This window comes from Faecalibacterium sp. BIOML-A1, from assembly GCF_009679715.1.
Classification (GTDB): domain Bacteria; phylum Bacillota; class Clostridia; order Oscillospirales; family Ruminococcaceae; genus Faecalibacterium; species Faecalibacterium taiwanense.
In genome coordinates this window covers 1-18,828 of sequence record NZ_WKZJ01000006.1, presented here as the reverse complement: position 1 = coordinate 18,828, position 18,828 = coordinate 1, and the positions used below count along the sequence as shown (strand labels likewise).

17 protein-coding genes and 1 pseudogene are annotated in these 18,828 nt (G+C 48.7%); 7 read left to right on the top strand and 11 right to left on the bottom strand.

Annotated elements, in window-relative coordinates:
• Positions 1–65: 65 nt before the first annotated feature.
• From GKG36_RS08305 to GKG36_RS08270, 8 genes and pseudogenes are all read right to left on the bottom strand, one after another.
• The gene (locus GKG36_RS08305) at positions 66–680 is read right to left on the bottom strand and encodes a PBECR4 domain-containing protein (RefSeq protein WP_112122066.1); all 615 of its coding nucleotides are present in this window, start codon (positions 678–680) and stop codon (positions 66–68) included.
• 318 nt (positions 681–998) lie between these two features.
• Entirely contained in the window at positions 999–1,247 is a 249-nt protein-coding gene (locus GKG36_RS08300) for a DUF6061 family protein (RefSeq protein WP_112122067.1), read from the bottom strand.
• A gap of 547 nt (positions 1,248–1,794) precedes the next feature.
• Positions 1,795–3,183: a site-specific integrase gene (locus GKG36_RS08295; protein WP_113991718.1), complete on the bottom strand. Its 1,389-nt coding sequence runs from the start codon at positions 3,181–3,183 to the stop codon at positions 1,795–1,797.
• 15 nt (positions 3,184–3,198) lie between these two features.
• On the bottom strand, positions 3,199–3,492 hold the full coding sequence (locus GKG36_RS08290; protein ID WP_154260269.1) for a helix-turn-helix domain-containing protein: 294 nt from the start codon (positions 3,490–3,492) through the stop codon (positions 3,199–3,201).
• A gap of 24 nt (positions 3,493–3,516) precedes the next feature.
• Positions 3,517–4,290, bottom strand: a complete 774-nt coding sequence (locus GKG36_RS08285) for a plasmid recombination protein (protein ID WP_279236576.1) — start codon at positions 4,288–4,290, stop codon at positions 3,517–3,519.
• Between the two features lie 43 nt (positions 4,291–4,333).
• Positions 4,334–4,579 (bottom strand): annotated as a pseudogene (locus GKG36_RS14970) (plasmid recombination protein); the annotation flags it as partial.
• A 312-nt stretch (positions 4,580–4,891) separates the two neighbouring features.
• Positions 4,892–6,208: a phage/plasmid primase, P4 family gene (locus GKG36_RS08275; RefSeq protein ID WP_154260191.1), complete on the bottom strand. Its 1,317-nt coding sequence runs from the start codon at positions 6,206–6,208 to the stop codon at positions 4,892–4,894.
• 73 nt (positions 6,209–6,281) lie between these two features.
• Positions 6,282–6,881, bottom strand: coding sequence for a CHC2 zinc finger domain-containing protein (locus GKG36_RS08270; protein ID WP_243139032.1), 600 nt, complete (start codon positions 6,879–6,881; stop codon positions 6,282–6,284).
• 451 nt (positions 6,882–7,332) lie between these two features.
• Between GKG36_RS08270 and GKG36_RS08265 the strand changes: the two genes are divergently transcribed.
• Positions 7,333–8,148, top strand: a complete 816-nt coding sequence (locus GKG36_RS08265; protein ID WP_154260189.1) for a helix-turn-helix transcriptional regulator — start codon at positions 7,333–7,335, stop codon at positions 8,146–8,148.
• Positions 8,149–8,427: 279 nt separating this feature from the next.
• On the opposite strand, the gene GKG36_RS08260 is transcribed toward GKG36_RS08265, so the two are convergent.
• A complete protein-coding gene (locus GKG36_RS08260; RefSeq protein ID WP_154260187.1) occupies positions 8,428–8,760 on the bottom strand; it encodes a DNA cytosine methyltransferase in 333 nt (110 codons plus the stop codon).
• Here GKG36_RS08260 and GKG36_RS08255 point away from each other — a divergent pair.
• From GKG36_RS08255 to GKG36_RS08230, 6 genes are all read left to right on the top strand, one after another.
• Positions 8,705–9,778, top strand: coding sequence for a metallophosphoesterase (locus GKG36_RS08255; RefSeq protein ID WP_154260185.1), 1,074 nt, complete (start codon positions 8,705–8,707; stop codon positions 9,776–9,778). The genes GKG36_RS08260 and GKG36_RS08255 overlap by 56 nt on opposite strands.
• Positions 9,775–13,032 (top strand): AAA family ATPase, encoded by a 3,258-nt coding sequence (locus tag GKG36_RS08250; RefSeq protein ID WP_154260183.1) that lies wholly within the window; start codon positions 9,775–9,777, stop codon positions 13,030–13,032. The genes GKG36_RS08255 and GKG36_RS08250 overlap by 4 nt, the downstream gene beginning before the upstream one ends.
• Before the next feature lie 167 nt (positions 13,033–13,199).
• Positions 13,200–14,294: a hypothetical protein gene (locus GKG36_RS08245; protein WP_154260180.1), complete on the top strand. Its 1,095-nt coding sequence runs from the start codon at positions 13,200–13,202 to the stop codon at positions 14,292–14,294.
• Positions 14,269–14,646 (top strand): ASCH domain-containing protein, encoded by a 378-nt coding sequence (locus GKG36_RS08240; protein WP_154260179.1) that lies wholly within the window; start codon positions 14,269–14,271, stop codon positions 14,644–14,646. Before GKG36_RS08245 ends, GKG36_RS08240 begins: the two co-directional genes overlap by 26 nt.
• Before the next feature lie 311 nt (positions 14,647–14,957).
• Positions 14,958–16,310: an AAA family ATPase gene (locus tag GKG36_RS08235; RefSeq protein ID WP_154260177.1), complete on the top strand. Its 1,353-nt coding sequence runs from the start codon at positions 14,958–14,960 to the stop codon at positions 16,308–16,310.
• 102 nt (positions 16,311–16,412) lie between these two features.
• Positions 16,413–17,996 carry an AAA family ATPase gene (locus tag GKG36_RS08230; RefSeq protein ID WP_154260175.1) on the top strand — a complete coding sequence of 528 codons (1,584 nt, stop codon included), beginning with the start codon at positions 16,413–16,415 and terminating at the stop codon, positions 17,994–17,996.
• 197 nt (positions 17,997–18,193) lie between these two features.
• Here the strand turns inward: GKG36_RS08230 and GKG36_RS08225 are convergent, their stop codons facing one another.
• Together GKG36_RS08225 and GKG36_RS14705 are read right to left on the bottom strand one after the other, a co-directional pair.
• Positions 18,194–18,442, bottom strand: a complete 249-nt coding sequence (locus tag GKG36_RS08225) for a DUF6061 family protein (protein ID WP_154260173.1) — start codon at positions 18,440–18,442, stop codon at positions 18,194–18,196.
• 132 nt (positions 18,443–18,574) lie between these two features.
• On the bottom strand, positions 18,575–18,828 hold a 254-nt coding region (locus tag GKG36_RS14705), incomplete at its 5' end, for a hypothetical protein (RefSeq protein WP_206671181.1).

Genomic DNA, 18,828 nt, shown 5'->3' with positions numbered 1-18,828 from the left:
ACAAAAACGCAAAATGCCCGCTCACCGTGGAGATTCAGTTCCATCGGTGGGTGGGCATTCTTTCGTTATTCAGGTAAGACAAGATAGCTGTATTCATCGGGAAGGACAATCTTTTCCCATTCAACTTTCTTTGCGGTGAATACGATTTCCGAATACTGCTCCTCACTGCGGCTCTTGCGATATGTAGCAATGATTCGGTCAGCGGCCTTTACCTTGGTTCGTATATCGCCTTCCAGCACCGTGTTAGGTACGAAACGGCCTTCACCACCATCCCGGACAAACCCCATGCAGGCACTGAGGGAACCAGCGATTTTGTCAGTGTACAGCTTAGGCTGGCTCATATTATAATCGCCCAGCATTTTTGCGGAGAGGTTCTTCTTCATCAGGCTGGGCAGAACCCGCATTTTCATTTCGGTGGTTCCGTCTGCGGAAAAATCAAAGTCCGCTTCGGTCAGACGTTTGTCATAGCACAGATTGAAAAAGTGCCGAGCATTGATGCCGGATTTCCGCAGCTTGAAGCCTGTCATGTGCAAAAAGTTGCCAATATCGAACGTGACCTCCAGACAATGGACATTCTTGTGCTTGTCGGTGGTGATGAACAGCAGGCTTCTGTCTACCAAATTCTCTTTATACAATGGCGCACAGGAAAAAACGATGGACAGTGCTTCTTTTTTCGTCATAGTTGATTCTGCGCTCCTTTGCGTTTTTACAAAATAAAAGGGACATCTACAACACCGTGGTGCTGTCCGATGTCCCTTGCGACTGATTTTATCGTTGTCCGCCAACCTCAGGCCCCTACGTCCTGCATCGCTTTCGGGTTTTATCGCTGCCCGCCAGCCTCAGGCCCTTACGTCCTGCATCAGATCGGATTTTAGGTGTCAGCCACACCAGCGGAATGACGTCCGCTTTCCTATTTATATTATATTCGATTTGGGCGCAAATAGCAATGGTCTTTGCAAAGATGATTCTTTAATTTTTTGCGAACGGCTGCTGAATCATCAATCCTCAAGTCTGCCATGGTCACATCCTAGTGACAGATAATGCTCTATCTCTCCACTCAGCACAAGCTGGGCGTACTCCAAGGGCTTGTTGTAGAGCAGCCAGTCCAGTTCTGCCCGCTGTGCCGGGGTGTCACCGTACTCTTCCTCAACGGCGATACAGTCGATGGCGAGGATGGAGCCATCCACGAATCGGGCTTCTACTCGATTGGTGTCCATATTGAAGCGGCAGGAAAGCAGTTTGTTCATGGTGAGCCTCATTTTTCTATCAAATGGTGTCTATTCGGATGTCCTAAACCCTGCCATAGAACCGATGTGTCATGTAAGATTGTTGTTTGGATAAAAATGGAAAATTTTGTACAATAAATACCGTTGAAATCCAGCTTTTGGGGCTGTGCGAAACAGCCTGTTTTGCCGGGCTGATTTTGGCGCTGCACACTTTTGCACATTTTCTGCACATCGCAAGGATGGATAACAGGTGCAAAGACGTGCAAGCAATGCAAAGAATGCAACAGAATAACAACGGTAAAATAACGGCAATTCGATTAAAACTACGATTTAACGTTGAATGATGAAATGGACAAAATGTGCCATTCGGTTCCTACGAATCAGTAGGCCGGGGGTTCGAGTCCCTTCCATCGCACCAGAAAATGCCGTGAAATCGAAAGATTTTATGGCTTTTTTGTTTTGTAAGCCATGGGTGCACGGTTTCTGCACGGTTTTTGCACGGTCGGTGTTTTCCATGTCCGATGATGTAGGGCGCTGTATTGCATTGCAATCAGTGCCCTTTTTTGCATCAGGTGAGCAGGGCCAGGCGGAGTTTTGCCTTCATTTCCGGGTCGGCATCCTTCAGCAATTCCAAGAGAGCCGTCATGGAGATTGTGGGTTCGCCTGCGGCGGGTACAGCCTGCGGGCTGGGAGTGTCGGGCTTGGCATAGAAGCCGCTTTCAAACTTCTTGCCCAGCTCCACACGGGAGGACTGCTGAATATGAGCGTAGGTGTTCACCAGCATATCCGCACTGGCGTGTCCTGTGGTCCCCTGCACTGCCTTGATGTCGCCACCGGAGATCATCAACTGATAGGTGGCACTGGAATGCCGCAGACCGTGAAAGACGATGCGGGGGAACTCCGGGTGTGCATCCTGCCATTTGAGGAACTTCTTGCGGATGAGCACCGGCTCCACCGCCAGACCGTTGGGGAGCCGCAGCAGCATCCCGCTGTTGCGGTATCGCTCCGGGTCGAGGGCTTCTTCCCGCTTCAGCCGTTCCAGCCACTGCTTCAGCTCCTCCCGCAGGGCAGCGGTCATGAAGATGGTGCGGCAGGAGGCCTCGGTCTTGGTGTCTTTCAGGATGAGGGAGGTCTTGCTGCCCTCCAGCTTGTCCGGGAAGATGCGGAGGATGCAGCCCTTGTCCACCTGTGCCAGCGTGTCCTTCTGCACTCGCTGCATGGAACGGTTGACGGTGAAGGTGCCCATGCCGTTGGCGGCATCAAAGTCGATGTCCTCCGGGGTCAGACCTGCCACCTCCCCTTCCCGCAGCGCACCCACCAGCGTCAGGTGCACCGCCAAATGCAGGATGGGGTCCTCCATGCTGTCCAGCGCTGCCCGCATCTCGTCCACCTCCCAGATGCTGCGCTCTTGGGTGGTCTTTTTGGGTGCTTCCACCGGGACGGGGCTTTTGATGAGGATGCCCCACTCCACCGCCAGCAGAAAGGAATTGTGCAGCAACTGGTGGACCTCATGAAGGGTAGTGCCGGAAAGGGTGCGCTTTTGTTGCTTGGGCGAGAGGTCTCGCCGCTTGCCGCCCACATACTGTCCGCAAGGGGTCTTGCTCAGAGTGTCGTACAGGGCTTCGATGTGGTAAGGCCGCAGCTTCTGCATCTGCATCTCCCCGATATAGGGGATGATGAGGTTCTGGATAAGGGCCAGATTGGATTGGTAGGTCTTGGGTGCCCACTTGTGCTTGCTGCACTGCTTGGGCAGCCAGTCCATCAGGAACTCCGCCACCGTCACTGTGGACGGGATCAGGAAATTGCCGGTCGCCAGTTCATGCTCGATCTGCTTCTGGCGTTTCACCGCCTCCTCTTTGGTGGGAAAGCTCTCCCATTTGTCGCAGCTCTTGCCGTGCTCGTCCTGATAGGTGTAGCGGACACTGTAAGAACTGCCGCGTTTCGTGATATATGCCATAGATTTGCCTCCTTATCAAGCTGCCCGGTAGAGCCACGCATCGAAGCTGTCTTTCGGGATGCGGATGCTTCCGCCTGCCCGCAGGACACGGAACTCGGTGGTGCTGTTGCACAGGTTGTAGGCGGCACGCTGGCTGATGGCCAGCATCTGCGCGACCTCCTTTACCGTGTACACCAGCTTCTGGGCTTTAGGGCTGTTGGTCGGAGACTTGACGGCATTGGTTTGAGTGACCACCTCCATTGTAGCCGGATCAGAGTCCGACTGCAAGGATTTTTTCGTATAATCCAAAGATTTCACATTCTCGTACATTTTATTACACATAGGCATTGCTCCTTACTTATCGTGGCGCATCGCAGACTCCTGCGTGCTGCGGTTCTCATAAAATCGAATGACCTCCGGCGGGATGCTGTCCAGCGTTTTCAGGGCGGCTTCATAGTCCTGCCGCAGCTTGGCATCCTCCAGACGCTTCAAGACGCTCCCTTCCTTCGCTTTGTCCAGCGAGGCAGAGAGCGTCTTGTTCTTCTCTTTCAGTTTTTCGTTTTCGGCGGCGGTCTTGGTGAAGGCTACGTTGTACTTTCGCAGCTGGTCCTTCATCCGTGCTACGTTGGGGATATAGCTGTCCAGCACCTTGCTGATCTCCGCCGCACGGCTCTTGCCGTTGAAGGGGGTGATACCCACCAGCAGGGCATCCAACTGCTCCTTCTGCTTGGTCAGTTGGGTCATCTCCTTGAAAATGCGGGGCGGGATGTGCTCCCGCCCGGTCTGGCTGGCGCTTTCACCCCGTTCCAGCTCCGGGTACTGCTTGACCATGTGCTGCCAGAACTCGTCCTGCCACCTCACAAGATTCTTGCGGTTGCCAATGATCTCTTTCGCGCTCAGCCGTCCGTCAGCAGTCAGGGGCACAAAACAGAGGTGCAGGTGGGGCGTTTTCTCGTCCATGTGGACAACAGCAGAGAGAAAGGTATCCGGGCACTGTCTGCCCTCCAAAAATTTCAGGGCGTACGCAAAGTACGCCCTGATCTCCCGGTTGGTCTTATCCTTGAAAAACTTCGCGTTTGTGAAGCGCAGCGGAACAATGAAAGCCCCAGTGGGGCTTTTAAGTGACAGAACGGTCTTGCGCAGCAAGATGGAGGGGCCTTGCCCCGACAAGTTCCGGGCTGGCGGTGACAAGAGCTTCCACCACCCGCACGCTGTCCTTGCGGACACGGCAGTGGGCGGCGGCTATCATGCGGTCAGCTTCCTCCCGGTATCTGCCCTGCGGCTGCACCAGATGGAGGTTGTAGCGGCTCCGGCTCGTGTCGATATCCGGGTTGCTGGCGTACTGCTTCTTGGTGCGCTCATTGTGGGCTTCAATGGGGCTGATGGCAGGCCCCTTGTACTTTTTGAATCGAAGAATTCGCGTTTGTGGAGCGCAGCGGAACAATGAAGTCCCCAGTGGGGACTTTAAGCGACAGAACGGTCTTGCGACAGCAAGATGGAGGGGCCTTGCCCCGACAAGTTACGTATTGGGCTTTCATAGATCACGCTCCTTCTTGGGGTGTACAAAAAATCTGTACGGACTTCAAATAACCTGTACGGTCTGTACGGCGTACAGAAATCTAAAATACAAACGATAATGCGCTTTAATTTGCTTCAATTCGCCGTACGGATGTGTACAAGTACAGACCGTACAGGTTGTACGAACTTCTTCCGTAAAAAAATGCACTTTTTACGGACAGGGGTGGACAAGCGGTTCGATGCCTACAAAACCCCGCACCCTGCGGCCACCGGGCAGGTAGATGTTGTTGGTGACTTCAAGGTTGTAGCGGCGGTCATTCTGTCGCAGCTCTGCGCTGAAACGGATGGCAGATACGCTGTGACAGGCGTTGTCCTCGCACCACTGCTTATAAATGTCGTAGAACTCCTTGGAGCTGATGGAGTAGTCTGCCTTGAAGCGAAAGTAGCCCTCGGATTCCATGAAGTCGATGATGTTGTTGCTGCTGCGCTTGATGGTGTCCACGTTGGCCGCGGCTCGTTCGCTGACCGTGAAGCGGAAATCGTTCTGCACCAGCCGGTGCAGCCCTTTCAGACACCAGAGCAGGATGCCTTCCAACTCGGCGCACATCTTCTCCACAAGGAAAGGGTCGTCTGTGCGGTCGGCAGGCTTGTCCTTAGTGGTCAGGATAAGTTGGCGGCGAAAGAAACCGTCCGAATGGTCGTACAGCGAGGTCAGCGCACCGTTGCCGAAGCAGAGGAACCGGGCATAAATGTCGCGCTGGTAGCTCTGGACACCCTTGCGCTCCAAGTCCAGCTTGGCTTCGGCGGTCACGATGGTCTTGATATAGTTGGTCTTGGGCAGGGCGTTCATGTCCATGTCATCGTCGATCATCAGCAGGCGGCGTTCCAGATCGGCACGGGCAAAGCGGTTGTTCTCGACTTTCTGGACGCTGCCGTTGCTGGCGGCATCTCCCATGAGCCGTTTCAGCACCAGCCCGATGCGGGACTTTCCCTCGCCGCCTTTGCCAACGATGAGCATCATCTTCTGTCCCTTGGTGCTGGGGATCAGGCAGTAGCCCAGATATTCCTGCAAGGTGGGGATGTCGGCATCGTCCAGCAGCTCGTGCAGAAAGGTCAGCCAGCGGTCAGGGCTGGCGGCTTTGGGGTCATACCTCACAGGTAGGCGGTTCTGGCAGAACAGGCGGCTCTCCTGAAAAGAGCCGTCCGGCAGATGGTACACGCCGTTCTGGAGGTGGATGCAGTCCTGTTCGATGGGAAACGGGTCGGAAAAGGCCAGCAGCTTGATGGTCTCCAGAATGTTGGTGACCTTTTTGGACAGGCCGGAGGTGACGTATTCCTCGATGTTCTCCAAGATGCGCTGCTTGATCTCGCTCTCATCCTCTACCGGGCCGTCCAGCGTGTACAGCGTTCCGTTGACGCATTTCAGCGGCCACTGTTCCAGAAAGGCACGGCCAAACTGGACTTCGTCAATTTTCTTGCCGTTGTACCAGTCCGGCCATAAGGGGTTGCGGGAAATGTTTTTCTTCATGTGGTGGTTCTCCTTTAAAAAAGTGAAGTGGCGGGTCTCACGGTGAGACCCGCCACTTCAGGTGAATAAATTATCAGGCGCACTTTGCCAGAGCAAGGCGGTCGGTGCGCTCCTCTAACATCAGCAGGTACGACCCGGACAGCAGCTGTGCGGCGGCAGCGGCCTTCTGCTGGGGCGTCCCAAATGCAACGCAGTCCGTCAGGTGCTCGATGGTCTCGGTCATGTGGAGGGCTTCCACGAACCGCTCGTCCAGCGGTTCTTCCGGGCTGGCGGGCTTGTAACGCTCTCGCCAGTCGTGCAGCAGGTCAAGATAATCGGTCAGCACCCGCAAGCAGTAGGCGATGTCTGCCCACTGCTCGTCAGTCAGGCCACGCTTGGGCGGCAGGGCGATGGCATTGGCGGGCGGCTTGTCCGGGTCAAGCCCGAAGTCGTGTATCAGCTTCTCGGCGGCTTGCCGGGGGTTCAGGTCAAACAGCTTGGCGGTGAGGTCGATGGCATCGCCGTTGGCTCCGCAGCCAAAGCAGTAATAATAGGTGTCGTTCAGCTTCATGCTGGGGTCGCTGTCAGAATGGAACAGACAGCACACCATGCCATGGCGGTCGGGCTCCATGCCGTACATCTCTCCCACCTGCCGAACGGTGATGGCGGACTTGATCTTTTGATATAAGCTCAAAATTTCTCCTTTGGTCAAAGGTTTTGGCACGGACCAATTTGATCCCTGCCACGTTCAAGGTCACCGGTGTTCCCCAAATGGGAACTTCGGTGAAGCCGGTCTCCCTTGCTGCCTCCCGACAGGAAATCTTTTTGGACTCTGTGTCGGCCCCATGCAGGGCGCTCGCTCCCCCGATGGGAGGTCTTGGCGGTCTGGGCAGTTCGGACGGTCATTCTGTTCTCAAGGTTCTGGTATGAAAGATATTTCAGAGGGCTTTCGCGGGAAGCCCTTAATATGTTCGCTGCTGGGGAGTTAATATGTTTTCTTTCTGTCTATAGGATAGCACCGCAATGGCCGCTGTGCCGTATATCCATAATGTCGGAAAACAGGTGCAGAAACTGCAAAATTCCACGCTTATGGACAGGAACCGCCGGAAGTGGTATACTGTGCAAAAAACATCGGAGGTGCGACCATGAACATCAAGCTGACACTGGGAGAACGGCTCAAAGACCTGCGTGTGGAGCGGAATCTGAAGCTGGAAGCTCTGGCAGAGCAGACGGGTCTGTCCAAATCGGCGCTGTCGAAATACGAGAGTGACGATGTGACCGACCTCAGCATTTACGCCGTGACAACACTGGCTGAGTTCTATGGCGTGACCACCGACTACCTGCTGGGTGTGACGGAAAACAAAAAACGCCCAGATGCAGTCCTTTCGGACTTGCATCTGAGCGATGGCGCAGTGGACGTATTAAGGAATGGAAAATTCAATCATCGGCTGCTGTGCGAACTGATCGTGCATAAGAATTTCCGGCGGTTCATGACCGATCTGGAAATCTATGTGGATGGATATGTCAGCGCAAACATTCAAAACCTCAATGCTGGTCTGGAAGCGACCCGGCAAATGCTGAAAAAGAAGTATGCAGCAGATGAAAATGATCTGTACATGAGCACCTTGAAGCTGGGGCAGATCGATGAAGATGAGTACTTTGGCCGGGTCTTGTATGACGAGTTGGTGGCTATCCTGAAGAACATCAAGACGGAACACCGCAAGGACAAGACCACTTCGGATGGTTCAATGATCGACAACCTGATGAAGGAACTGGAGGATGCACAGAAACTTGAAGGGTCTGCGGATGAAAAGAAGATCCGAACAGCATTGAAGGCAATCGGCATCAACTACGATAAGCTGACAGAAGATGAAAGAAAGCTGATAAAGAAGATTCTTTATAAAACGGCAATGCTAAAACCGGGGACACTTGCAGGCAACCGGGGCAAGCACAGACGCTGATCATTTGCCTTGCGGCTTATAGGAGAAACGCTGCTGCGGCAGGACGGGAGAACGTACACCATTGGTTCCTCTGAAAGCCTGCGCTGGGTGGGCAGAAACCATTAGCTGCCATGCCCATCCGCGCATCCTTCTGCCACAGAACAGGTGCTTGCCGGAGCCTCTCGCAGCCCCTTTTCCGCGTCAGCCGGAACCAAGGTGTAACACACTAGACTTTGCAAGCAAAGTCGTGTGTGCCAAAGGGATGCTGCGGCCCCTTTGGAAACCCAAGAGAAACGCCCATCAACTGCGCTGTTCGTCCTCGGCCAGTGCGCTGATCCGCTTGCCCATGGCCTTGACCAGCGGAACGACGAGCGCATTCCCCATGGTGAAATAGCGCAGTCGTTCCGGCATCCCGGCGGTCCAATCATCCGGGAAGCCGTTGAGCCGTTCGCATTCGATGGGCGTTAAGGTGTGCGGAAATATTGACCGTCTACATTGAAGTTTGTCACAAGTTTGGTATAATGGTTGTAACAACTGAAAAATTTGTGGATTTTGCTTGGAAGTGGGTTGATGCAATATGAAAATTTTACACTGTGCAGACTTACATATGGATTCGCCGATGGAGACACACATGACGTCGGAACAGGCACGGATCCGAAATGCTGAAATCCTGAAGTCTTTCAGAAGAATGACAGAGTATGCTGAACAGCAGAAGATTCGGCTGGTGTTGATTGCGGGTGACCTTTTTGACAGGGAGCGCATTACCAAGCGCACGGTAGAAGGCGTTTTGGATGCTGTTCGCAGTACGCCGCAGATCGATTATCTTTATGTCAGCGGAAACCATGATGATAAGACCCATGCCTTTGTGGATCAGGACGTTCCGCAGAATTTCAAGTCCTTTACGGATCAATGGTCGACATTTGTTTATGGTGATGTAGCGGTATCCGGAATTGAAATTACCAAGGCGAGTGCAGCAAGACTTTATGAACAGCTGCCTGCACAGAAGAGTAAAGTGAATATTGTCATGCTTCATGGACAAATTTCGACGGCCTGTGAAGTGGATCAGGTGAATCTGAATTTGCTCAAAGGAAAAAACATCCAGTATCTTGCGCTGGGCCATATCCATACATACATCTGTGAGCAGCTAGATCGGGATGGAATCTATTGCTACCCGGGTTGTCTGGAAGGACGCGGATTCGATGAGTGCGGAGAGAAGGGCTTTGTCGTTCTGGATACGGCTGCACGGAAACTGGAACCGGAATTCGTTCCTTTTTCAACGCGGCAACTGCACCGTGTGAAGGTCGATATCACGGGGGCATCGACAAACAGTGCGGTATATCAGAAGATGAAGAAAGCCGCACAGCAGATCTCGGAAAGAGATATGGTAGAATTTATCCTTACCGGTGCGGCAGACCCTTCCGCGCGCATTGCGAAGAAATATCTGTACAATCTTGCGAAGGACGATTTCTTCTTTATCAAAATAAAGGACGAAACGAAGCTTGTGCTGGACCCGAAAGATTATGAAAAGGATGTGTCGCTGAAAGGCGAGTTTGTCCGGTTGGTCATGGCAAGCGATGCAAGCGAAGAGGACAAGGTCAAGATCATTCGCACAGGGCTTGAAGCACTGACCGGGGAGGAAGTGACGGTATGAAACTTTTGGAATGCCATGTTGATAATTTTGGCAAGCTATCGAATTATGATTATCGTTTTTCAGAGGGTCTGACGGTAATACAAGAACCGAATGGCTTTGGAAAAAGTACGCTGGCTGCGTTTATCAAGGCGATGTTGTATGGATTTCCCAGAACCGCTGGACGAAGCGTTGCAGGTAATGAACGGAAGAAATATCTTCCGTGGCAGGGCGGAACCTATGGCGGAAGCTTGGACTTTGAATTTGATGGAACCGCTTACCGGGTGTGGCGGACGTTTGGAAAAACCACAGCGAAAGACACCTTTAAGCTTTGGGATCTGACTAACCGCAGGGAGAGTAAGCATTTCAGCGAAAAGTTAGGTGAAGAACTGTTTCAATTGGATGCAGAATCTTTCATGAGGAGCGTCTATATGTCACAGTCGCAGAATACGGATACAACGGCAACTACGTCCATTCAGGCAAAACTGGGCAATCTGGTCGATAACACAGATGATCTGAATAACTACGATTCGGCGATGGAACGTTTGCGGACAGCGCGGTCGAATTATCGGAAATTCCGTGGGAATGGCGGCCTCATTGACGGAATTCAAGAACAAATTGAGCAGACGGAACGTGACTTGGCACAGGCTGAGACCCAAAAAGATCCGCTGGAACGAAAAACAGAAACAGTTGAAAAACTGTGCCAAGAAAAAGAACAGCGGGATGATACCCTTTCTGCGATCCGTGAAAAGATCACAAAGGCTTCTGCACAGCAGGCGACCCAGACGCTGCGCGATCAATTCACGGAATTGGAGAAAGATCTGCACGATGCGGAAAGCGCTGCGCAGGCACTGGACCAATCTTATCCGAAGGGGTATCCGACAAAAACGGAAATCGCGGAGCAAAGTAAAAATATATTGACGATCGGAAATTCGCAGAAAGATCTGATTCAGTTAAAATTGCGGCCGGAAGATGTTCAATGCGAAACCCAAAACCGGGAACTTTTTGTAGACGAAACCGAAACGGATGCGGCAATCCGGGAATGCCAGAAAGATTGCGAGGAATTTGTAAAGGCAACCGAACGGGCAAATGTGCAGGTGCGAAAAGAAGAACTGGAACGGAGGGGAAAGCTGTCGCGGCTTTTTCAAGCGGGTGAACCATCCGATCAGGAGCTTCGGGAATGCAAAGACAAGGTTCGCGATTTGTCCCAGAAGCAGGGAGAATTAACCGCTCACCAGTTGACCGCGGCAGAAGCAAACAGCCTGTCGGAACTCTTGCAGTTCTTTGACGGAAAGAGCGTCAATGAACAGGAACTGGATCAGTGCAAGAAAGCAGAGGAGAAGATTCGGGACTGTCAGAGTAAGCTTCAGAACAGCGGTCTGTCAGAAAAGGATCAGGGCGAATGGAAACGGCTGAGCCGTATCTTCTCCATTGCTGTGCCGGAAGAAGAGGAGATTCATCAGAAGCAGGATGACTGCCGATGGATCGATGCACTGAACAACAAAAAAGAGACAAAAACAGTGGTGCTTCAACCGGTCCAGGAACCGAAAGCTGAAAAGAAAACAAATGCAACGGGACTGATGGCGGGGAGCGTTCTGCTGATTGCAATTGGCGTTGTATGTTTTGTTTTGTCCAAAATTGCTGTGGGCGCGATTCTGGCAGTTGCTGGCTTTGCAGGAATTTTGCTGGTTCTTTGGGGACGCACAAAACAGATGCCGAATCATGGTGCGACACAAGTTGCTGTGGAAAGCAGCGCCATCAGCGAAACGGAGATTCAGGAACTGTATACACTGCAAAAAGATGTGGCAGAGTTTATTCTGAAATTTTATGGAGATGCGTCTGAACCCAATGCAAAACTGGTAAATCTTCTGCTGGATCGAAAAGCGTATCTTCAGCTGCAGGAGCAGAAGCATCAGCAGGAAAAAGAAGCGGATGCTCTTTGTGCGGAGATCGAAGAACAGCAGAAGCTTTTGCAGGGCATTTTCCAGCGGTTTTATTCAAATCAGCCGTATCAGGACGGTTTTGCTGCGGAGTTGCAGGAACGTTGGAAGGAATATAATCGACTGCTGGAACGCCAGAAGAGCATTCTGAGCGAAAGAGAAAAGCGGAAAGCGGAAATCAACCGCATTGAAAATGAGCTGCGGGAGGAGTTCGGAAAATATTACCCGACTGACGAAGCGGAAGACTTTTCCGAACAGCTGACCAGATTGGAAAATGACCGGAACGAACTGCACAAACTGAATTCTGAATGGGACAATGCGAAGAAAACACGGGAAGAGGCTGAAATCAAAACACGTGAATTAGAAGGAAAAATCCAAGAAGTTCTGAAAAAATATAAGGTATATTCTGAAGAAATTCCTTATGGCGAAGCGCTTGAAACACTTAGAACAAAATTCACGGCATATCAAAACGCAGCAAAAAACGTGAAGGGTTACTACGCAGAAAAAGAGAAACTCGACGAACGAATTGCATCCGCAGAGGAAAGATTGAAGCAGTTCGCACAGACATACGGGTTTGCTCTGCCGCTGAAGGAAGAAGTGCTGGATCGGATTTCGGACGATGTCAATACCCATGCCTCACAACAGAAACGATATGAGGAAGCTCAGGCCAAACGGACTAAATTTCAAACGGAGCATCCAGAATTCAAAAACGGTCTGTCTGAAGAGCAGAAAAAGCAGGAGAAACTCCCGGCAGTTGATGCGTTGATTGAAGCTGAAAAAGTGGAAAAGGAAAAATTGGAGAAGTTGGCGGAGAATCTTCAGACAGCACGGGGAGAACGGGCAAAACTCCTGCAGGTCGTCGAGCAGATTCCTGAAATGAAAGATCAAATCGGCCGCCTGACAGAACAGCGCAAGGAAGCGGAATCAAGCTGTGCTGTTTTGGACAAGACCCTGGAATTGATGGAAACAGCCAAAAACAACCTTTCCAATCAGTATGTTGGTGGAGTGGAGCGGAATTTTGCTGCTTATATGCAGGAACTGCTTGGCAGTGACTTCGGCAGTACGCTGGTCGACCATGATTTGACGATCCATGTAGATGAAAAGGGCGAAGCGCGGGAAATCGACTATTTCAGTGCGGGCACCATTGACAGCATTCTGCTTTGTATGCGGTTGGCACTGGTGGATGCCCTCTTCAAGCAGGAAAAGCCGTTTATTCTTCTGGATGACCCCTTTGTGAATCTGGACGATGAACACACGAAGAGCGCATTACAGATGCTACAGGAAATTGCACAAAACCGGCAAGTCATTTATATGGTCTGCAATAGTAGTCGCTGCTGAAAAGTAAAAATAAGGTCTGGACTTAAAAACCTATTTAGAATTTCAAGGAAGTTTGGACGGGGCCAAAAGCTGTACAAGAAGTACGAGTTGACCGAGGATGAGATTGCGTTTATTGAGAGTACGATTAGAGTGATATTGGAAAATGAAAATGATAAGGAGGATTTATTGTGGCCGGAAAGTTTTATCTTCGTAAATTTAGCGAAATCAATCTCGATGACTCTTTCTTTGATACACTGAAAAAGGATTATCCTGGCAGTGCATCTTCTCCATCTTTTTCAACGTGGTTTGACAAGAAGGCACAAGAAGGACGCACTGCACTTGTATTCTATGATGAACAAGGTTTGGGCGCATTTGTTTGTATAAAGAATGAAAATGAACCAATCAAATTAAAGAACCAAACCCTTCCGGCGCACAATCGTATCAAAATCAGCACAATGAAAATCGCAGAACGTTTTCGAGGACAGCGGCTTGGTGAAGGTGCAATAGGTTTGGTTCTGTGGAAATGGCAAAAGTCTGGTACAGATGAAATCTATGTGACCGCATTTGATAAACAAGACCTTTTAATCTCACAGCTTGAGAAATTTGGATTTAACAAGGTAGGTTTCAACTTGAACGGTGAGGGTGTGTATGTAAAAAATCGCCATCATATCGACTACTATGACCCTTATAAATCTTTTCCGTTTATCAATCCGAATTTTCAAACAGCGGGTTATCTTGTTATCAATGATGATTACCACGACACAATGTTTCCCTATTCGGAATTAAAAAACAACACATTACAAAGTAATGTGGCTATGAATGTGAGTAACGGATTAAGCAAAATATATGTTGGCGCACAGTATTCAAAACCACCATATAAGGTAGGCGATCCTATTCTTATCTACCGAAGATACACGCATGGGGCTGGAAAACGGTATCATTCATGTATCACATCCTTTTGCGTCGTTACAAAGATAATCCAAGTAAAGCAGGGTGGACAACCCCTTATGCTGTTCAACGAACTTTTGAATAAAATTGGAAACAAGTCTGTATTTGATAAAGAAGAACTAAGGCGACGTTATAATTATGACTCCAATATGCTTGTTATTGAAATGCTCTATTACGGATACTTTGGAGAAGGAAACAATGTAAATATGGATTGGCTAGAACAGAACGGTTACTGGGGCAATCAGTATCCTACCCTGATTTCACTAGGAAAACCGGCTTTCAAAAGTATTTTGGAAAAGGGAAATGTTGATGTCAGCAATGTTATTATCGATTAAGCCTCAGTATGCAAAAATGATTATTGAGGGAACAAAAAAATATGAATTTCGTACCCGAAAATGCAGAGAGGACATAAAGAAAATTATATTCTATGCAACTGCGCCCAAAAGTCAAGTTGTAGGAGAGGCTGAAATCGAAGATGTTCTAGTTGGTCCACCGAATGAAATCTGGAAGAAAACAAAGCACGGGTCGGGCATACCTGCTTCATTCTTTCGAGAATATTATAAAAATCGAGAAATTGCAGTTGCATATAAATTAAAAAATGTGAAAGCTTATAATGAACCAAAATCATTGAAAGATTATGGCATCGAGCATGTACCGCAATCTTTCATATATCTAAAACAGCCATAATAACCCGAAAATCGCAACAGCCCGCCCACCGTGGTTTATTCCACAAGTGGACGGGCTGTTGCTGTATCAATCTGTAATAGCAGTCTGCGGTAGAGGAAGATAGCTGTACTCATCGGGCAGTACAATCTTTTCCCACTCGACCTTTTTTGCCTGAAAGACGATTTCAGCGTATTGCGCATCGCTACGCTTCGTTCATCCAAGCTCATACACTCGAAATTCTCAATTTCGTGAGATGTAGCTGTTGTAAAAATCTTGTTTTCGTGATAGACTGAGCTTATAAAAATCTCGTTTTCGTGATTGGAGGGCTTGCGATGAAGCGGAAGATATACGACCAGCTTGTCAGCTGGAAGCAGGATGGTGCAGGAAGAACGGCACTTCTGATTGATGGCGCACGGCGTGTGGGCAAGAGCTATGTGGCAGAGGAATTTGCGAAAGCAGAATATAAATCCTATCTGCTGATTGATTTCAACCGAGTGGGCGACGAAGTCAAAGACCTGTTTCTGCACTATCTGAACGATCTGGACACCCTGTTCATGTATCTGTCCGGTTACTACAATGTTAAGCTGTATGAACATGAATCCCTGATTATTTTTGACGAAGTGCAGATGTTCCCTCGCGCACGGGCGGCAATCAAGTATTTGGTTGCGGATGGCCGGTACGATTATCTGGAAACCGGGTCGCTCATGTCCATCAGGAAAAATGTCAAAGATATCGTCATCCCGTCCGAGGAACGACATATCAAGATGTACCCGATGGATTTTGAGGAATTTCTGTGGGCGATGGGCAATGATACCCTGATGGATATTGTCCGCAAGCGGTTTGAAGCCCACAAGTCCATGGGACAGGTAATGCACCGCAGGGCAATGGACTATTTCCGTCAGTATCTCATCGTGGGTGGAATGCCGCAGGCGGTGCAGGAGTATGCCGAAAGTAAGGACTTTGACCGGGTAGACCGTATCAAACGCGATATTCTGACCCTTTATCGGGCAGACATCGTGAAACACGCCACCGGCTATGAGATGAAGGTGGAAAGCATCTTTGACGAAATCCCTGCCCAGCTTCAGAAGCACGAAAAGCGGTTCAAACTCTCCTCACTCAAAAAAGAAGCTCGCTTCCGGGAGTATGAAGATGCACTGTTCTGGCTGGATGATGCCATGATCGCCAACATCTGTTATAACTCAACAGAACCCAACATTGGTCTGAAGCTGAACATGGACCGTATGACCCTCAAGTGCTATATGGGTGACACCGGGTTGCTCATCAGCCATGCATTTGACGAAAACGGGCTGGTCAGCGAAGAAATCTATAAAAAGTTGCTGTTCGATAAACTGGAAGTCAACAAGGGAATGATTGTCGAGAACATCGTGGCGCAGATGCTTGCCGCCAGCGGTCACAAGCTGTATTTTTACTCCAATCCGTCGCGGGACGATAAAGATGCCCGGATGGAGATCGACTTCTTGATTGCCAAGAGCAAAATCAGTAATCGGCATAATATCTCGCCCATTGAGGTCAAGTCCGGCAAAAACTATACGCTGACTTCCCTGCGGAAGTTTATGGAACGCTATGCTGAACAAACCGGCACACCATATGTGCTGCATACAAGCGATTTGAAAGAAGAGGATGGAATTGTATACCTTCCGCTTTATATGGCCCCCTTGCTTTGATGATACACTAATTGTTCGGCTGTTGTAAAGCTGTATATTTGTTTCCAAATTTTGTTGTATTCTAAAAAGTCGAATTAGCTTGAAATACAAAGGAGATACAGAATGTACAAAATCAGAAAAGTAGAATTCCTCAATCATCCGATTTTGGAAAATTTGTCGCTTGACTTCTGCGATGCAAACGGATATGCTGCGGATACTGTGATTTTTGCTGGTGAAAATGGTGTTGGAAAGAGTACAATTTTAAATGCTTTATATGATTTAACCTCTCAAAGACCAAACTTTGAAGCCAATGTTGAATATGAATTTGGAGAGCAGACAATCCATTTAAAATACTACTGGAAAAAGTTTAACATATCCCAGCGTTATGTCGTAGTTGATGATGGTACTGGATCAGAGCAGATTGCGGGTGGAGATGCAGCTCGTGAAAAATATCCGATTCACGCCATATTTTCTGATGTTGATATTAATTTTCATTCAAACGATCTTACGAGTGTTACTAGTTTGACATTGGATGGAAAAAAGGAAAGCCGCCGGTCTTCAGATAATCTTCCAACTGAAATCAAACAACTTCTTATTGATATTCAAGCATTAGATGATGCTGACATTGCTTATTGGGTCAAGATGCATCCAGGCACAAACACAGATAAAATCAATATACATGAGAGAATGCCGCGATTCACAAAAGCATTTGCAAGAATGTTTGATAATCTGGAGTATAGCCGCATTCAAAATATTAATGGACATAAAGCAATCCTTTTTACAAAGAATGGAAAGCTGATTCCGATTGATGCATTAAGTTCAGGAGAAAAGCAAATTGTATACCGAGGATGTTTTCTTCTGAAAGATGCAAATGCAATGAATGGAGCGGTTGTATTTATAGATGAACCTGAAATTAGTTTGCATCCAAAGTGGCAAATGAAAGTGATGGATTATTATAAAGGGATTTTTACAGATGAATTTGGGTGCCAAACTTCACAAATTTTTGCTGTGACACATTCTCCTTTCATTATTCACAACGAAAATCGTAGACGTGATAAAGTAATTGTTCTAACAAGAGATTCTTCTGGAAGCATTATTGTTAAGGATAGGCCAGAATATTATAAGTGCTCCTCAGTCGAAGCTATACAGGATGCTTTTGAAATTCATGATTTTGATTCGGGAACACAAACTGTATATTTGGAAGGAAGAACAGATGAAAAATATTTTAAGAAGACAGCAGAAGTGTTCGACATGGATCTGCCATTTCAATTTAAATGGATTGGGTATATAGATAGTAATGGACAAGAGGTTAACACGGGAAAAGATAGTGTTAACAAAGCAGTGCACTTTCTGATTTCCCAAAATTTGCCGTTCACCAATATTGCTCTATTAGATAGCGATACAAACGTAAAAGCACATTCTCAAAAAAATGTAATTATTACGTCTGTTCGTAAATATGAAAATGCGAAAGGAATTAGAGTTGGCATTGAGAATGCACTAGTATTAGATAATATTGATCTTGACCAATTTAGAATTGAGAAAAAGACGATCGATGACTACGGTGGGGCAAAAGTCATTACAGAATTTCAAAAAATGAAGTGCTGTGATTTTATTTGTAATCTGGAACGCGACGAACAAAGAAAGATTTTAGTTCATCTGAAGGAAGAAATAGATACATTAAAGGGACTGTTTGCCTGTTGCAAATGATGGTTTCCTAGTCTTCCGTATTTATGAGAACTTTGCTCCATCGCTCGTCTCGGTTTTACCTGTGAATGATAGGATTACAGCGAGGTTGAAAGACACTAATTCCTATATGCTCTTGCTCCGATGACGCAGCGATGCCCACCAGCTTATGGCAAGAACCATAGGCTGGTGGGCAGTTTGTTCTTTATAGGGACTAACAATCAATCTTCCAGTCTACCGTGCTCACACCCCAGCGACAGGTAGTGCTCCATCTCCCCTCTCAGTACCATCTGGGCATACTCCAAGGGCTTGTTATAGAGCAGCCAGTCCAGCTCTGCCCGCTGTGCCGGGGTGCTGCCGTACTCGTCCTCGACGGCGATGCAGTCGATGGCAACAGCAGAGCCATCTGCGAACCGGGCTTCCACCCGGTTGGTGTCCATATTGAAGCGGCAGGAAAGTAATTTCATCATAGTCGTATCCTCCAAGACTTGATTTATGGTGTGCGGTCACTCGAACCAATGCCGTCAAGTCGTTGTCGGATGAAGTGGTTTTTAGTTTGTCCGGGAGTAAGTGCACGGTTTCTGCACGGTTTTTGCACGGTTTCAAAACGTGCAAAGGGTGCAAATCGTTGCAAAATCGGACAAAGGATGCAGAAACTCCAAGCTCAAAACTTGCGATGTATTGCCGATAAATGACGGTAAAACGTAACTTCCAAAAATTGAGGGAATCGCCCGGCGTGCGCTACGAATCAGTAGGCCGGGGGTTCGAGTCCCTTCCATCGCACCAAACCATGAAAATCCGAACCTTTTCTCGATAGGAGAAGGGCTCGGATTTTTTGTTTTCTTCGGAAACGAGA

Bases quoted from the DNA above. Each gene is read 5' to 3' on its own strand.
- GKG36_RS08290 (WP_154260269.1), bottom strand. From the start codon at position 3,492: ATGTACGAGAATGTGAAATCTTTGGATTATACGAAAAAATCCTTGCAG.
- GKG36_RS08275 (WP_154260191.1), bottom strand. From the start codon at position 6,208: ATGAAGAAAAACATTTCCCGCAACCCCTTATGGCCGGACTGGTACAAC.
- GKG36_RS08255 (WP_154260185.1), top strand. From the start codon at position 8,705: ATGAAAATTTTACACTGTGCAGACTTACATATGGATTCGCCGATGGAG.
- GKG36_RS08250 (WP_154260183.1), top strand. From the start codon at position 9,775: ATGAAACTTTTGGAATGCCATGTTGATAATTTTGGCAAGCTATCGAAT.
- GKG36_RS08235 (WP_154260177.1), top strand. From the start codon at position 14,958: ATGAAGCGGAAGATATACGACCAGCTTGTCAGCTGGAAGCAGGATGGT.
- GKG36_RS08305 (WP_112122066.1), bottom strand. From the start codon at position 680: ATGACGAAAAAAGAAGCACTGTCCATCGTTTTTTCCTGTGCGCCATTG.
- GKG36_RS08300 (WP_112122067.1), bottom strand. From the start codon at position 1,247: ATGAACAAACTGCTTTCCTGCCGCTTCAATATGGACACCAATCGAGTA.
- GKG36_RS08225 (WP_154260173.1), bottom strand. From the start codon at position 18,442: ATGATGAAATTACTTTCCTGCCGCTTCAATATGGACACCAACCGGGTG.
- GKG36_RS08240 (WP_154260179.1), top strand. From the start codon at position 14,269: ATGTCAGCAATGTTATTATCGATTAAGCCTCAGTATGCAAAAATGATT.
- GKG36_RS08260 (WP_154260187.1), bottom strand. From the start codon at position 8,760: ATGTGTGTCTCCATCGGCGAATCCATATGTAAGTCTGCACAGTGTAAA.
- GKG36_RS08230 (WP_154260175.1), top strand. From the start codon at position 16,413: ATGTACAAAATCAGAAAAGTAGAATTCCTCAATCATCCGATTTTGGAA.
- GKG36_RS08265 (WP_154260189.1), top strand. From the start codon at position 7,333: ATGAACATCAAGCTGACACTGGGAGAACGGCTCAAAGACCTGCGTGTG.
- GKG36_RS08295 (WP_113991718.1), bottom strand. From the start codon at position 3,183: ATGGCATATATCACGAAACGCGGCAGTTCTTACAGTGTCCGCTACACC.